This is a genomic window from Oceaniferula spumae (genome assembly GCF_042849255.1).
Classification (GTDB): domain Bacteria; phylum Verrucomicrobiota; class Verrucomicrobiia; order Verrucomicrobiales; family Akkermansiaceae; genus Oceaniferula; species Oceaniferula spumae.
In genome coordinates, this window is the sequence record NZ_AP026866.1 from 282653 (window position 1) to 297965 (window position 15313).

Genomic DNA, 15313 nt, shown 5'->3' on the forward strand with positions numbered 1-15313 from the left:
ACAGTCTACACCGGTTTATCGCTGTTAGGACTGATCACTGATGAAGCCCTCGTCCACAGGATTTCCGCGTCGGTCTGCCGCAGTGGTTGCCAGCTCATCACATCGTTCGTTTTCCGGATGGCCCGCGTGCCCTTTCACCCATTTCCAAGAGATTTTGTGATCACGCACTGCCTCTGACATGCGCTTCCATAGATCAACGTTTTTTAAAGGCTTGTTAGGACCACGCGACCAGCCTTTCTTTTTCCACCCATGAATCCAGCCCTTGTCCATGGTGTCGATGAGATACTTGGAGTCGGAGTAGACCGTCACCTGACATGGCTCTTGTAAGGCTTCGATGCCGGTAAGTGCAGCCAAGATTTCCATACGGTTATTTGTCGTTTTAGCAAAGCCGCCGCTCATTTCCTTCCGGTGCCCTTGATAAACCATTAAGGTTCCGTAACCACCCGGGCCTGGATTGCCACGCGATGAACCGTCTGTATAAATGGTAATTTGCTTCACGCCGGCAGTCTTGATGCATGATGAAATAATCTGCAAGTCCGATCCATTTAAGGGGCCAAAGAAGGGAGCTTTATCAGCCAGTTCTCGACCTCAAGCTGTGCAGATGTCTTGCTCTGAGATTATTCTGTTTTGAGCTTATTCTTCAAAGTCCCGTCCGTGGACGGAGTGCTGGATCCAGTCCGGCCAAACCAGATCTTCAAGACGCGTTTATCCTGATTATACATATTTCCCTGCCACTGAAGCTTACCATCTGCGGTAACTTTTCTTAGACTAACACGAGCAGTGACGGCTCCGGCCTCGCCATCTGTCCATTCGTCCAGATAGACCCATCCGTTTTCGTAGTTGGATCCTATTAAGCGATACGACTTGCCAGTGTTGAGATTGCTATATCGGCCAGCTACCAAGCCTCCCGCATACCAAGTCAGTTTTACTGAAATCTGGGTTTCTCCCAAGTTTCCACGGTAAGTTGAAGTAGTGCTGCTTCCTGCTGCTGCCTTCGTTACTTTATGAAACGAGAGAGGCATCTCATCTCCGTTTGATGGATCTACGATAAGTCCACTCCAATAGAGGGTGTCATCAACTTGCTTTTTGTAGAGCACACCTGCGGCTGTTTTTTCACCCGCACCCGACCAGACCTCGAGTTTTAATTTTCCGTCGACGGAATTATCCCCATAGAGGTAATTAATGCTTTGGGTACGATTGATGATGAACACACCTCGAACCTTCGTTCCTGACCATTGCAGTAAACAAAGACCATTGGCTGTGCTAAACTGGCCGATGTAGGTGGAGTGCGCTACGTTCCACGGCTGATCTCCCACCCACGCTTTGATGGTGCTGCGCTTCACCTGTTCCTCTCGAATGATTTGCCCGGACAAAAGAGAGGCCGAGAGTAAAGAAACTAACAAAGACAGGAACCATGGCTTCATGGCGATATGAAACAGGCCTGCCGCCTGAATGTCAAATGGCATTGAGAAAACGAGTCCTCAGTGCTGTGCTTTCACACGCATGAACTGTTGTTCTCCATTTTCTGGAACAGGGAAGCGATAGGTAAGCGTCTCGGTGCCGTCTGCGTGGAACTGACGACTCACCAGCACCGCATTATCATTCCAACCCACAAGGTCGAGGCAGGTTTGGACGATCACTTTGGCTGGCATCAGCGGATTCCGTGTCAGACTCAGTGTTAGGTAGCTGTTGTTGTCGGTCATTTCCTGGCGAGTCGCTACGACAGCAGGCATGTTTGCTGGATCTGAATCTGAGCTATTCAGCGTCAGTTCTAGCAGCGCTGAACTGCCATCCAGATCAAGATCTTGATTGAGATCGACAGGGAGCGGAATGGAATCTGTGCCGCCAGGCATACCGTGATTGTTAGCACTAGCCCGCCAATTGAGGGGATCGCTGAGGTCTCCACCAGCACTTGGATGGATCATCACCAAGCTCTCTCCAGAACCATCGGGTTTGGTTGGCCAAAGCGTGTCGTTCGAGCCTCCTTGATCCGTGCCATCACCGTAGGTTAGGTCGAGAATGAGCGCGTTAGAGGTGTTTTCGATGGCTAGACGTTCTCCGCTGTTTCTCAGACCTCCAGTATACTCGCCATGCACAAGAGAAGCGCTATGACGTAAACCGAAAGCGGCTGCGTTACTGGCTATAACCAGCCGTTCACCTGGCTGAAGAATGCTGTCCTCTGGAAAGATGTAATCGATGCCATCTACAAACACACAACCATCGAGGCGCAGTGGTTGACTGCTTATGTTCATGAGCTCTAAAAATTCGAAATCTCCATCATCGATATTGGGAATGGCAGTAAGTTCGACTGCGGTCGGGTTAGATGGATGATAATGGATTTCAGAACACACCAAATCGCCGAGCTGAGGAGTGACAGGGGGCTGGGATACGATGAAGGTGGCTGGGTGTAATGCACTCCATGTGCCGTTCTTCAGAACTCTGGCATTGAGCTGTGTGTCGCTGGTAAGGATGAGGTCCGGAGTTGAAGCTCCAGTTGTCGCGGTCAGGCGTAGATCAAAGCCGAGGTCCGAGCTATCCGGCGCGGCCTGATGAATTTCTACCGCAATCGTATTCACCCCGGTCACAAGTAATGAGGGGGCTAGAGTAAATTGATGAAATGCATTTTCATTCTGGCCTCCAATCGCTCCGCTGGCAGTCGTGGTGTAGTTGACGTTGCCCGTAGGCATGTTGGATCGGACCACCTCCTGTCCGTTGATATAAACAATTGCCCCGTCGTCGCGTAAAATTTCCATAGTCAGGCCAGAAATTGCGGATGCGTCGGCGACATTAAACGTTTTCCTGAAGTAGGTAGTGATATGTTTGTTAGATGAATTGCCGCCGAATGAAACGGTCGTATTTTCGTTGCCGTCTCCGTAGCCCAGTTTGGCATTACCACTAGACCAGTTGTTGTCATTGAAGGATGTGCTGCGCCATGCTGTTCCTTGGTTGCTGCCATTATCGCGATATTTCCAAGTTGAACCTGAGGCTAACAGAGTGGTGCTAGATCCTGTGGCTGCGAGTGCGACTGCAGATGGATTAATCGCGCCACCAGATAAGCGGGGATCACTTCCGTCCGTTGTGTAGTAGATCGTTCCGCCACTGAGGCTAGAGACATAGACGCCAAATCCAGGGCCGACCACCCCACCATTTTGATTGTATTCTGGTGCTTCCACATCCGGATACCTTCCAGCATCTCTCAGGTCATCGAGCCGACTTCCTGTCTGGCTGGGGAACTGATTGTTGATCAAATTGTTTTGGTAATTCTGCCACGAAGAAGGTGACCGGTAACCCCAACGCGCAGCTTCGCAATAGAAACTCAGTTGGATTTCATCGACTCGGTTTTGTAGTCGCTCGATGGTTTTGTGAGCGGCAAACACGCCGTCGTGAAAATAATGCGTGTAGATGCGGTCAGCGAGATAGGTTTTGAAATCAGGGTGGTTCTCCGACTCCAATCGGCCAAAGATGTTACCAGGGCCACCAGCATCATTGTTCTGAGCAATCCCAGTGGGGTTGAGGTAGCCGTCTGCATCGTTGAGATAGAATTTCATTTTCACGCCATTCTCGTTGGGCGTCCCGAATGCGCGGTATTCATTTTCTGAACTTCCGAAATCGTAGAGTAACCAGAAATCAATGTAGCTTTGCAGGTCCAATCTACTTTGGAGACTATTCCAAGGCGTGCTGCCGTTCGCAAGATCCTTAATAGTCTGCCAGCCGCTTCCGTCACCGTCATAGGCAACACCTGGCGACCAGCCACCAACGTTGGCATTGCCATTGATCGCTTCATAATCCTCTTTCTCACCGCCAAAATATTCTTCGGCCATAGCGGCATTCCATCTTTCACGGAGGTGGTATTGTCCCCAGTAAACACCGTTACGGAATAAGTGCACAAATCGTCCGTGCGGGCTGATGTTGCCCATTTCCAACATGGTATCATCGGTGAACCGGTTAGACATGTAGGCTCCACGCATGGCCATATCATGTGAGCCGCTCCGGAGGTCCAGTGCATCGAATTTCTCCACAGGGGCGATGCCGTTAGCAAATCCTTTGTAGAGAGGAAAATCGAGTTTACCCACGCCATATTCTTTTCGGAAATAGAGCCTGAAGCTCTTTTTATCAAAGTTGGTAAAGTAGCCGCCAAAGTAACTGACGCCAGCATCCTCTTGAAAGCCTTCGCTGCCATCTGGGAAAATCAATTCCACGGATGTCCGGTTCTCAGAGCTGTTGTCTACACCATCTGGATCTTCAATATTCAAAGAGATGATCGGAAGCGCCTTTAACGAATTGATCATCTGCGGGCCATACGTACCAGACTGGGTGATACCGGTGTCCATGACTCCTGAAGCAATGACATCGCTTGCGAAGATGTAAGTGTGCGTATCAATATTCGTGGGCGCATAACCATCAAGGTACGCCATGGCTCGCACGACGGTAGTTTGAGTGATCGACAATGGGCCGGTATATAAGGTTCCATTGGTCTCCGATGGAGGGGAACCATCGGTTGTGTATCTAATATTGGCATTTGGTGTATCGGTGGCAATCGTTAGGTTGAAACTTGCTTCATAGAACCCACGATCGTCACTGAAGGTTGTATCACCGACAAAACCCAGGAAGCCGTCACCATTGCTCTCGTTGGGTGTCGTAGTATTGAAGAAGCGCAATTGATCAGAATCGTCGTAACCATAACTCCGGCCACTGGGAATTTCAGGGAAGAGAGCTGTTGAGGGGTAATCTTCAGGCAGCTGCGTGAGCACGGTGGCTCCTGTGCTATCGGTGATGGCAATGTAGTCTCCGTCCGCATCCAGTCTAAAATCAGTATGCAGCTCAGCACCAGATCGGTTTTTTCCTGATGCAAAGATTAGCAGGTATCCGTTTGCGGGGATCGCTGTGACACTAGGAATCTGCCAGGTAGAGTTCAGGCCGGGATCATCAGTAATTCGATACTTACCGGCATCGATGACAAAGGGATTTGGGTTATAAAGTTCTATCCAGTCACTGGCATCACCGTCCTCATCATTGAGCCCATCGTCGTTATTCGAAACCAACTCGTTGATACGAGGCACCGTTTCGGCGGCATTCACGTAAACGGTGATCGTTTTCTGGCTCGTTCCATGCTCATTGGTAGCGGCAAGGGTGTAGGTCGTGGTGGAAGAAGGGGAGACGGTAGTGTTTCCCACGCTGTTTACGTTTCCAGCGACAGAGGTCAGAGTGACTGTGTCGGCATCAGAGATTTGCCAATTTAAGGTGACGGGAGTCGATGGAGGCACGTTGACTCCGACAGGGGAGGTCAAACTACCTGTGCTGGCTTGAAATTGTTCGATGTCTGGTGTCGGCGGCCCCAGTGTCCTGACAGCGAGAGCATTGTATTGCGGATGTGAGCTTCCGCTGCCGATGAATCTGATTTCTTGGGTCGAAGAATCGGCTATGAAACTACCGATGACAAATTGTGATGGAGGCCCGCTGTTAAGAACAACTTGTTGAGTGCCACTTCCGCTGTCGTAGGTTTTCGAACGCCCCTCACAACATGAGCGAGTGTCCGCCATCCATAACTGCAATCGATACCGATGCCCAGGTGTTAAGCCTGTCAGATTGAGAGAAGATGAATTCGAGGTGTGGGTCATTTCTGCCAACAACTGCTCATACTCGTTGTTACCTCCACGGTTATGCGGGTCCACATTACCATGTACAGTTCCATTAAACAAAGCACCGGGGGAGAAAGTCAGATCAAGACCATCTGGATCAATCGTGATCGTATTATTACCCGCATTCCATTGATACAGAGGCTCACCTACAGTATCAAAGTCCGCAATAGTACCAGTGATATTCTGGGGAGGTGACCAAGAAATTTCAGCAGCAACGACGAAACATTGCGATAGGAGGAAAATGAGAAGGATTCTGATCATAAATACTTAACTACGAGGTTTGTGAACCTACTCGATATGAGCCACGTAGCAAGCAATGAAAAGCGGTCATGGAGACATGCTCCATGACCGCCTGTAAAATTGAGTTTAGACTCTTCCGAGTTACTTGGCCACAGACTGGACTGTCTGAAGAATACGGCCGGCAATCTTGTATGGGTCACCCTGAGAGTTAGGACGACGGTCTTCCAAGTAGCCTTTCCAGTCATTCTTGGCAAAGCTGTGAGGCACACGGATGGATGCACCGCGGTCAGCAATACCCCATGAGAACATGTCGATGGACTGAGTCTCGTGAAGACCGGTCAGACGTTTGTCGTTGTCAGGACCGTAAACAGCAATGTGCTCTTCGCAGTTTTCTTCGAAGGCTGCCATGAGTCTTTCGAAGTATTCCTTACCACCGACTTCACGCAGGTGTTCGGTAGAGAAGTTGGCGTGCATTCCAGAGCCGTTCCAATCACCTGTAAGAGGCTTACAGTGCCATTCTACGTCCACTTCATACTCTTCAGTAAGACGGAGAAGAAGGAAACGTGCTACCCAGATATCGTCAGCAGCTTTCTTGGAACCTTTGGCGAAAACCTGGAATTCCCACTGACCTTTGGCCACCTCGGCGTTGATGCCTTCGTGGTTGATGCCAGCGTAGAGGCAGAGGTCAAGGTGAGTGTCGGTGATTTCGCGAGCGAGTCCACCGATGTTTTTGAATCCGACACCACAATAGTATTCACCTTGTGGGTTAGGGTATCCGCCTTTCGGGAAACCAAGAGGCACACCGTCTTGCATGAGGAAGTACTCTTGCTCGAATCCGAACCATGTTCCTGGATCATCAGGGATGGTGGCACGTGCGTTGGTTGGGTGAGGAGTTCCGTCAGGAAGCATGACTTCACACATGACGAGGATGCCGTTTTCACGGGTGCCATCAGGGTAAAGAGCTACAGGCTTAAGCACGCAATCGGAGTCGCCGCCTTCGGCTTGCTTGGTGGATGAACCATCGAAGCCCCAGTCAGGAAGCTGGTCGAGAGTTGGGAATTCATCGAATTCCTTGAGCATGCATTTCGTACGGAGGTTCTGAACGGGGGTGTAACCGTCCAGCCAGATGTAATCGAGTCTGTATTTGGCCATAATGTTAGTTAGTTGTAATGGTTTGTGTCTGGGTGTCGCGTTTGAATGCCGCGACGGGCATATTAAGAATCAAGCAAATGGCATGCCAAGTTTCTCAGATTGTGGGAAATTTTGGGCAGCATGGGTTCATTCGGCCGTTTCATGTACGGCGAGGGTGATGAGTGTCGTATCGTCACTTCCGTCGTTGGTGATGGCGCGGGTCATCAGAGAGTCTGCAAGGGAGCTTGTCGAGTCTAGGTTGGTCGAAAATGCGGAGTGAATGTGTTTCTCCCACAGACCATCGATCAGTCCGTCGCTGCAGATCAGGAAACGGTCGCCTGGCTGGTAGGAAAATGCAGCCACGTAGGGTGTCACAGCTTGCCGCCCGCTGCCCACCACCTGGTAGAGTGCAGAGCGACGTGGGTGAGAGCGAAATTGCCGCTCGTTGATCTCGCCGCGGTGGAACTTCCGCCATGCGAAGGTGTGATCAAGGGTCAGCATCCGGGTCTCAGAATTTTCATTCTGCTCTCTGTGCAGATAAATTCGGCTATCGCCTACATTGACGAGATAGAGATTCTCCGGCGTGAACCAGGCCAGCGCCAGTGTCGCAGCCATGCCTTTTTTCGCTTCGTCTTCTTCCGCCGATGCATTGATCGCGTCATGCACCTGCGCAATCGCCTTTTCCATGTGGCCAAAATAGTCCGGGTGCATTCCCGCTGCGGCTGTTTTGAATGTGTCTGGAATGATGGTGCTGAGAGTTTCCAGCAAGAGTTTCGAAGCTTGATCCCCGGCGTTGCCACCTCCCATACCATCGGACACAGCAAAAATCAGATCATGGTCATGGAGTGATTGAACTCCCTCGGGTTCCAGCAAATCTGCCCCATTGAGATCTGAGGCGAATGCGAGCCATGAATCGTCATTCACCGGCTTTCTTGAACCCGACTGGGAACGGGCCGACCACTCAATGGTGGCGGGGGCATGGTCCGGTTCAATTGGGCCGGCTCCTGGAAGGAAGGGGTTTTTGGGTTTCATTCGGCAGATGGCTCGTCGAGCAGAGTGGATAGCTCAAAATCGATAATGCAGAACTGACCGGCCTTTTCATCGTAGGTGATGTTTCGTGGCTCTGGATCATCGTGTCGGACTCCGAAATCTTTTTCGAGTTTGGCGAAGATGGCGTCGGATTTTTTCTTGGACAGATTGGGGGCAGGGCTACCGCAGTTGCTAGTGACGAGATGTAATTCGTCCTCATTGGCCTCGATGAATTTTGGCACATTGGTGCAGCCACGTTTTTCGAGTTCTTTGAGAATCCTCACCTCATTGGTAAAGCGTTCTTCCTTGTCGGTGCCTCGGAAATACTTGTGCACGTTCCCATAGAAATCAATTTTCACTAAGGACCGGATACCGTCTTTGAGATTGCGCATGGGTGGAGCTTACGTGGATTGCCGACAAGTTGCAAACTTGTGTTAGCTGAGAATTTTGAAACCAAGCCAGACGGCGAACAGACAACCGATGACAGAGGCGGCGATGTTGAGCAATGCCAAGGCTGGCGACGATGAAAAAAGCTGATGACTGTCGAGAGCGAAGGTCGAGAATGTGGTGAATCCTCCGAGAAACCCAGTGACAGCCAGCGGGTGTAGCCAGGCAGGATGTTGATCACTGCGCGAAGCGATGAAACCGAAAATCAAACCGATCAAAAAACATCCCAATAAATTACACGCAAAAATACCAAGGGGGAATCTTTGGAAGCGAGTGTTCTCAGCCAAACTTTGAATCCCAAACGAAAGCCCGTAGCGCGATAACGCACCAAGTCCGCCGCCGAGAAAGATGTAGAGGGAAGTCATGAAGATCAGTGAGGAGTGATCTGAGTGCTGGCAAGTAGGGCAGCCACCTTATCGAGGTCTTTGATGCCTGGGGAAATCTCCGCCCCGGATGCCACATCAAGGGCGGCTGGGTGGGCTTGAGCGATCGCTTCGGCGGCGTTCTGAGGCGTGATGCCACCCGCGAGGAGCACTGGTGTGTTAGGATGATTTTGAATGAACGTAGCCGCAATGGTCCAATCAAACTTCTCACCTGTACCTCCGTAAACACCTGGGGCAGGAGTATCTAACAGAACGGCTGAGGCTCGATACTCGGCGATGTTATTGAGCGAGTCTTGATTTTTGACGCCGATGGCTTTGATGAAGCGATGTCCGGCGTTGGCAAAAGGCGCACAATATTCCGCAGTCTCATCTCCGTGAAACTGAGCAATGTCGATCAAGCCTTGTTCTAACAATCTGGAAGGCATTCTAGGATCAGCATTCACAAAAACACCAACACGCACGATGTTCCCTGCGATTGCGCGAAGGATTGGCTCGGCTTTTTCCGCGCTGAGATATCGTTTCGACTGAGGCCAAAAGTTAATACCAATGCCATGAACGCCTAAATTCACCAAAGCCTCAGCATCGGCCATCCGGGTGACACCGCAGATTTTGAGAGAAGTAGACGATGGATCGAGGAAATCTGACATGGGAGAATGAATTACCTACTCCACATTCTGAACCTGCTCGCGGATTTTTTCGAGCTCGGTCTTGGCGTTGACAATCAGCTGGGCGAGGGTGGCATCGTTTGCCTTTGAGCCAATGGTATTGAACTCTCGGTTCAGCTCTTGGCAGAGAAAGTCCAAGGGGCGACCTACAGGTTCGTCCATAGCCAGATACTCACGGAATTTTTCGAAATGTGAACGCAAACGGGTAATCTCTTCACTGATGTCACAGCGATCTGCAAAGAGTCCGATCTCCTTGAGTAGGCGATCATCATTGAGGTCGATTTCCAAGCCTGACTCCTTCAGTCTTCTGTGAAGTTGTTCACGATAATGTTGAACAACAGAAGGTGAGTGGCTGATGATTTCATCTGCGATGTTTTCAAGTATAGTCAGCCTGGCTTCGATATCGTCGTGCAGATGCTGACCTTCGCTGGCTCGCATGGCAATCATCGCATCAAGAGCATCCTCAACGGCCGGTGTTACTGCTGCGGAGGCTTCTTCGGTTGTGGCTGATTCCTGATCGAATTCGAGAATGTCAGGTGTGCGTAGAAAATCAGCAGACGTCGCCTGCACTGGGCGGTCAATCACATCGGACAGCTCAGTGAATGCCGCTTCAAGTGCTCGAGCGCGTCGGGCATTGATCCGGATATGATCGCTGGCGCCTTCAGCTTGTTCCAGTTGGATGGAGAGGTTGACTCGGCCTCGTGAAAGTTTGGCGAGGGCGATTTTTCGAATGCCCGCTTCAAGCTCGGCATAGGCCCGGGGTAATTGAACCACTATCTCTCCCTGCTTGCGATTAACCGACGAGGCTTCCACTCGGGCTGCTAAAGTGCTGGTGGCGTGCTCGGCACGGCCGAAACCTGTCATGGAGTGCATAGTGATATTCTGTTTTTAAATAATCCGAGCTTAGTCTGAGCGCTCTTCGTCTTTACTGCCGTCGTGTTTACGGATGTCGTCATCATCATCGTCGTCGATATCATCCGCTTCGGATTCATCGCTATCCTCAGGACGATAGGACTCAGTGTAATCGACCTCGGTGTGCTCGTCATCTAACTCATCATCGCCGAAGTCGTAGGTGCCGTTATCTTCCTCGTCGCCTTCGTCCTCATCGTGGTCGAAGAGGTGCTCATGCTCACGGCGATAGATTTCCATCTGTTCATCGACGTCAATTTCATCTCCATCGTGATCAAAATAGTCGTCATGACTGTAGCTGGGACCATCTGAATCCGAATCATAATCATCACCGTCCTCGTCATAGGCCGCGGTCAGCGGAGGGGCGGCTAACAATTTTTGACGTAACTCCTCTTGTTCAGCGAGTTCTGCTTCTCGTTCTTTCTTACGATGGAAATAGGCTAGCCAGATACAAATTTCATAGAGAAACACCATCGGCCCAGCCAACAGTAGCAGTGTGAAAGCATCCGGGGTGGGGGTGATGATTGCGGCGATCACCACGATGGCAAGAATCGCATAAGAACGTGTGTTCTTCATGATCTCGTAGTTCAAAATGCCGAGCTTGACCATGGTCATCACCACGACCGGTAATTCAAAACTTAGACCGAAGATCAGAGTGAACTGAGTAGCAAAGGAGATGTAATAGCCGATCCGCCATTCATTGGTGACTCCCATTTCCTGACTGTAGTTATAGAAGAAATCCAAGACCTTCGGCAGGACGAAGTAATAGGAGAACAGCACACCTGTTAGGAACAGACCGAAGCCAATAATCATCGCCGGCCACATGGCTCGTTTCTCGTTACTCTTCAGTCCGGGTAGAATGAACTGGAGCGTGAATAGCAGCAGTAGAGGGAAGGAAATAACGATGCCCGCTACCAGAGAAAGCTTGATAGAGAGCATGAATCCTTCCGTCGGATTCAACGCCTGCATGAGAACCAGTTTTCCTCGGGAGTCCACAGCGGCATCCGGTTGTTTGCCCTCTACCATCAACGCGGTCAGCTGTTCCTTGAGTTCTGGTTCAAGACCGGGCAAGCCCTCGATGAATTCCTCACCCTTGCCGTTGGTGTTTTCCATGTCGATGGCCGCTCGATAGAACACCACAGTTTCGGTATGGAATTTCAGGTTCCGTTCGCCATCGGGGTCGAGCAGCTTGTAGTAGTGTTCTCGCTGGGCAGGAGTGAATGAAGAGATGTCACGGGCGGCTTTCTTTGCCATTTCCCAAGTGTCCAAATCCAGCGGCACTGGTCCTTTGGGCATTTTGTCTTGTTGGCTTACTTGCCAGACTTGTTCCACCGGGCGACGAATGATCTCCATCAGTTCATTGCGGAAGACAAAGCAAACCGACATGGCGATCACCAAGGTCAGCACAAGACGCGTGATGACCACACGTAGATCCTCCAAGTGCTCCAAGAAGGGCTTTTCCTCGTCCTGATGCGTTTTATCACGCAACTGGAATATTTTTTTCAGCACAAACATGCGGCGACGGGCATGTCTTTAGCCTATCAGGGGGCGATCACGAAGAAGAAATCTGGAGGAAATGAGCTATGGCCGATGAATCACACCACTGGCTTTTCCTGACCTCGTTTTTTGAGGCCTGAAATGCCGCGGCGGATGATTCCCCAAGTGCGTCTGGAGAGCCAAATGGCGAGGATCACCACTGCGAGAAAAACAAAGAAGGAAACCACTGGGGCCAGCGCCATCAAACCCAGTCCGCCGAGCACAAGGCCATCTTCACTCAGACTGGCGACTGTGTTTGATACTGGTTCGGGGGACATATTGATCAGCAAACGACCACCAGCCTTAGTGGCATGAGTGATCAGTGTAGTGCCTCCGCCGAGCAGTGCGGCAATGACAGAAACGACAGGATCCATTTCTCCCAGAGCGGCCAAGGCTAGCAGTGTGCCGCCAATCGGCCGGATGAAGGTGTGCACAGCATCCCAGCTGCTGTCTAGCCACGGTATTTTATCGGCAAAGAATTCAATGAGGAAAAATACGCCTGACACACCAATGATCCACGGGTTCTCAAGAATGGCCAAGCTCTCGTATTTCTCCGCCAGATCGACCCAATTGAAACGGATCGCCAGCCCGGCCAGAAAGGTGGTCAGGTAGAGATTGATTCCAGAAAGTGTTGCAAAGCCGAGCGCAACACCTAGCAACGAAAGAGTTTCCATGACTCTGACTTTAGCCTATAACAAGCATTCCGCGATGGGAAAATGAGAGCGATTTTATAAGCGCAAACTGCGTAGGCTCTCGCAATGGCACCATAAAAAAGCCCTCCGCGATCACGGAGGGCTTTTGGATTAGAAGATTTTAACTTTGAAATGGATTACTTGCGGCGTCGAAGAACCAGAGTAAGACCACCAAGACCGAGCAAAGCCGCAGATGAGGGCTCTGGCACTGGTGTGAAGACAGCAGAGGGGTTGGAGACTGTGAGTTGCTGATTGGTTGCTGTTGAACTCGTGCCTGTGAAGCGGATGACAGCAATTTGGTCTGTGCTAGCCCCAATGGTGAACGATGCAACTTGGCCAGGCGAATTAAGAACTGGGTCAAATGATTCAGAGTCTACCGCACTCGCTGGAACCCAGAGATCGAAATTGGCTATAGTTTGGGCAGTCCCTGCGTCATTGTTGCCGGCACCCGCTTGGGCGATTTCTCCATTCGCATATTGTCCAATATATTCGATAGTCAGGGAAGTGGAATCGAAGTTGCCGAAAGTTGCAGAGAGGTCGAGCGTGCCACCTAAGATGGAGCCAGGGCCAAGATCAAATGTAAGATAGGTGACAAGGAAATTATCGAATGATCTGACTACTGTGACGTCGTCGTTTACAGTATCAAAAGCCACCAGATGTGTTCCAGAGCCAACGAGGGTGGCACCTGTCAAAGAAGCTAATGAGGAGAGCCCAACTAGCGACATAGTAAGTAGTGTTTTTTTCATATTGAGACAATGTGTTATGTCGTTTCCAGAAAGTAGGACGACGTTCTGTTGGCAGGCTACCAATTTAAACGCTCATTGGGAACAGCTTTGATTCCACAACATGATGTCTCAAATCCACATCAGACTCAACTTTGGCAGTTCAGGTTTTCAACAGCTACATAGCTCCTGCACAGCAGACTGAACCTGTTCCACATTTTGCTCCGCATCGATCACGTGCGCGAAAGGTTCATCAGCAAGGCTGAGGAAAAGGTCGCGGCAATACTGGAGGTTTTCTTTTTTTTCAAACTCATTGGCGGCTCCGTCCCGCACACCGATGCGTTTCAGCGCGACATCAACATCGAGATCCAGAATGATAAGCAGGTCTGGAACCGGTGCGAAGGCCTCGTTCTTACGGCGGATCTCAGTGGGGTCGAGACCACGAGCCCCTTGGTAGGCCATGCTGGAAAAGTAATACCGATCGAGAATGACGATGCCTCCACGCTCCACGGTCGGGGTAATCAGTTCCTCGACATGCTGCTGCCGATCCTTGAGGAAATAATCCAGTTCATCGTCGATCGTCAGTCGGCCCGTCGTGGCGCTTTCGCGGAGTTTCTTGCCCCATGGGCCATTGGTTGGTTCGTGGCTCTGCACCACTTCATGGCCTTGGGTGCGGAGTGCCTCGGCTAAAAGCGTGGCCTGAGTAGACTTACCAGTGCCATCGATACCTTCGATGACGATGAGTTTTCCAAGTGATGACATGCTCGTCCTGTGAATTACATTTTCAGCCAAGCGTCCATGCCACCAGCGACGTTATAGACGTTGGTAAATCCATCGTTGATCAGGAATTCAGCTGCGTGTGCGCTGCGGCCACCAGATTTGCAGTGGATTAAGATCTCCTTATCACGCCCCATTTTTTCCAGTTCTGGTATAATTGATGGGAACTCGGCCAGTGGCACCAGTCTGGCCTCTGGGATATTTGCAACATCATGCTCCCAAGTCTCGCGGACATCGATGAGGATGCCGTCAAAGTCAGGTGTCAATTTATCACGTAGTTCAGCTACAGAAATTTCAGGAGGGCCGGATGCTGGGCTGGGTACGCCGCAGAAGTTTTCGTAATTCACAAGTTCAGTAATGGTGGGATGGTCGCCGCAGAGCGGGCATTGGGGATCGCGTTTGAGCTTAAATTCACGGAATCGTGTTTGCAAGGCATCGTAATGGAGAAGTCTGCCCAATGGTGGTTCGCCTGCGCCGAGCAAGAGTTTGATCGCCTCCATGGCCTGCAGACTGCCGACGATTCCGGGCAAGACTCCTAACACACCTGCCTCGGCGCAGCTCGGCACGCTGCCAGGATCGGGAGGTTGGGGGAGCATGCAGCGATAGCATGGACCGCCAAGGTGGGGAGCGAAAACGCTCAACTGGCCTTCAAAACGAAAAATCGAAGCGTAGATGTTAGGTTTTTTCAGCAGCACCGCCACATCGTTACTCAGATAACGGGTAGGGAAGTTGTCCGTGCCATCGATGATCACATCGTAGTCTTTGGCAATTTCCATCGCGTTCTCCGCAGTGAAATTGACCGGATATTTGTCAACTCGCACATGAGGATTGATTTCCTTGAGTCTGGCTTCGGCACTATCAAGTTTGCTTTCGCCAAGTGTGGACTGGCCATGTAAAATCTGCCGTTGCAAATTGGACAGCTCGACCACATCAGAGTCCACCAATCCCAGCCGACCGACGCCTGCTGCAGCGAGATAGAGCGTGGCCGGTGAGCCGAGTCCGCCGGCACCGATACACAACACAGAACTGTCCTTGAGCCGTTGCTGGCCTTCCTCACCTACTTGCGAGAGGCTGAAATGCCGTGCGTAGCGGGCTTTCTCTTCCTTGCTGAGCATGGATGGACACTAAGGGCAGCTGGATGCC

General features: G+C 51.0%; 14 protein-coding genes. All 14 read right to left on the reverse strand.

Annotated features, from left to right (window positions below; translation table 11 throughout):
• Window positions 1–24 precede the first annotated feature (24 nt).
• The gene (gene rnhA / locus ACSPJT_RS01185; protein WP_435894548.1) at window positions 25–498 is read right to left on the reverse strand and encodes a ribonuclease HI; all 474 of its coding nucleotides are present in this window, start codon (window positions 496–498) and stop codon (window positions 25–27) included.
• Between the two features lie 119 nt (window positions 499–617).
• Complete coding sequence (locus ACSPJT_RS01190) at window positions 618–1466, reverse strand: hypothetical protein (protein ID WP_435894549.1); 849 nt, start codon at window positions 1464–1466, stop codon at window positions 618–620.
• A 15-nt stretch (window positions 1467–1481) separates the two neighbouring features.
• Window positions 1482–5900, reverse strand: coding sequence for a lamin tail domain-containing protein (locus ACSPJT_RS01195; RefSeq protein ID WP_435894550.1), 4419 nt, complete (start codon window positions 5898–5900; stop codon window positions 1482–1484).
• Between the two features lie 120 nt (window positions 5901–6020).
• Window positions 6021–7031: a glutamine synthetase beta-grasp domain-containing protein gene (locus ACSPJT_RS01200; RefSeq protein WP_435894551.1), complete on the reverse strand. Its 1011-nt coding sequence runs from the start codon at window positions 7029–7031 to the stop codon at window positions 6021–6023.
• 126 nt (window positions 7032–7157) lie between these two features.
• Window positions 7158–8042 (reverse strand): PP2C family protein-serine/threonine phosphatase, encoded by an 885-nt coding sequence (locus ACSPJT_RS01205; protein WP_435894552.1) that lies wholly within the window; start codon window positions 8040–8042, stop codon window positions 7158–7160.
• The gene (locus tag ACSPJT_RS01210; RefSeq protein WP_435894553.1) at window positions 8039–8431 is read right to left on the reverse strand and encodes a serine/threonine protein phosphatase; all 393 of its coding nucleotides are present in this window, start codon (window positions 8429–8431) and stop codon (window positions 8039–8041) included. Before ACSPJT_RS01210 ends, ACSPJT_RS01205 begins: the two co-directional genes overlap by 4 nt.
• Window positions 8432–8473: 42 nt before the next feature.
• The gene (gene crcB / locus ACSPJT_RS01215; protein ID WP_435894554.1) at window positions 8474–8851 is read right to left on the reverse strand and encodes a fluoride efflux transporter CrcB; all 378 of its coding nucleotides are present in this window, start codon (window positions 8849–8851) and stop codon (window positions 8474–8476) included.
• A gap of 5 nt (window positions 8852–8856) precedes the next feature.
• Window positions 8857–9516: a phosphoribosylanthranilate isomerase gene (locus ACSPJT_RS01220; RefSeq protein ID WP_435894555.1), complete on the reverse strand. Its 660-nt coding sequence runs from the start codon at window positions 9514–9516 to the stop codon at window positions 8857–8859.
• A gap of 15 nt (window positions 9517–9531) precedes the next feature.
• Window positions 9532–10407: a YicC/YloC family endoribonuclease gene (locus ACSPJT_RS01225; RefSeq protein ID WP_435894556.1), complete on the reverse strand. Its 876-nt coding sequence runs from the start codon at window positions 10405–10407 to the stop codon at window positions 9532–9534.
• 30 nt (window positions 10408–10437) lie between these two features.
• A complete protein-coding gene (gene tatC / locus ACSPJT_RS01230) occupies window positions 10438–11952 on the reverse strand; it encodes a twin-arginine translocase subunit TatC (RefSeq protein WP_435894557.1) in 1515 nt (504 codons plus the stop codon).
• A gap of 86 nt (window positions 11953–12038) precedes the next feature.
• The gene (locus tag ACSPJT_RS01235) at window positions 12039–12653 is read right to left on the reverse strand and encodes a DUF4126 domain-containing protein (RefSeq protein WP_435894558.1); all 615 of its coding nucleotides are present in this window, start codon (window positions 12651–12653) and stop codon (window positions 12039–12041) included.
• A 155-nt stretch (window positions 12654–12808) separates the two neighbouring features.
• Window positions 12809–13417 (reverse strand): PEP-CTERM sorting domain-containing protein, encoded by a 609-nt coding sequence (locus tag ACSPJT_RS01240; protein WP_435894559.1) that lies wholly within the window; start codon window positions 13415–13417, stop codon window positions 12809–12811.
• Between the two features lie 147 nt (window positions 13418–13564).
• On the reverse strand, window positions 13565–14155 hold the full coding sequence (gene tmk, locus ACSPJT_RS01245; protein ID WP_435894560.1) for a dTMP kinase: 591 nt from the start codon (window positions 14153–14155) through the stop codon (window positions 13565–13567).
• A 14-nt stretch (window positions 14156–14169) separates the two neighbouring features.
• The gene (gene moeB / locus ACSPJT_RS01250) at window positions 14170–15285 is read right to left on the reverse strand and encodes a molybdopterin-synthase adenylyltransferase MoeB (protein WP_435894561.1); all 1116 of its coding nucleotides are present in this window, start codon (window positions 15283–15285) and stop codon (window positions 14170–14172) included.
• Between the last annotated feature and the right edge of the window lie 28 nt (window positions 15286–15313).

Coding starts and splice junctions, on each gene's coding strand:
- ACSPJT_RS01190 (WP_435894549.1), bottom strand. CDS start 1,466: ATGCCATTTGACATTCAGGCGGCAGGCCTGTTTCATATCGCCATGAAG.
- ACSPJT_RS01195 (WP_435894550.1), bottom strand. CDS start 5,900: ATGATCAGAATCCTTCTCATTTTCCTCCTATCGCAATGTTTCGTCGTT.
- ACSPJT_RS01200 (WP_435894551.1), bottom strand. CDS start 7,031: ATGGCCAAATACAGACTCGATTACATCTGGCTGGACGGTTACACCCCC.
- ACSPJT_RS01205 (WP_435894552.1), bottom strand. CDS start 8,042: ATGAAACCCAAAAACCCCTTCCTTCCAGGAGCCGGCCCAATTGAACCG.
- ACSPJT_RS01210 (WP_435894553.1), bottom strand. CDS start 8,431: ATGCGCAATCTCAAAGACGGTATCCGGTCCTTAGTGAAAATTGATTTC.
- crcB (WP_435894554.1), bottom strand. CDS start 8,851: ATGACTTCCCTCTACATCTTTCTCGGCGGCGGACTTGGTGCGTTATCG.
- ACSPJT_RS01220 (WP_435894555.1), bottom strand. CDS start 9,516: ATGTCAGATTTCCTCGATCCATCGTCTACTTCTCTCAAAATCTGCGGT.
- ACSPJT_RS01225 (WP_435894556.1), bottom strand. CDS start 10,407: ATGCACTCCATGACAGGTTTCGGCCGTGCCGAGCACGCCACCAGCACT.
- ACSPJT_RS01235 (WP_435894558.1), bottom strand. CDS start 12,653: ATGGAAACTCTTTCGTTGCTAGGTGTTGCGCTCGGCTTTGCAACACTT.
- ACSPJT_RS01240 (WP_435894559.1), bottom strand. CDS start 13,417: ATGAAAAAAACACTACTTACTATGTCGCTAGTTGGGCTCTCCTCATTA.
- tmk (WP_435894560.1), bottom strand. CDS start 14,155: ATGTCATCACTTGGAAAACTCATCGTCATCGAAGGTATCGATGGCACT.
- moeB (WP_435894561.1), bottom strand. CDS start 15,285: ATGCTCAGCAAGGAAGAGAAAGCCCGCTACGCACGGCATTTCAGCCTC.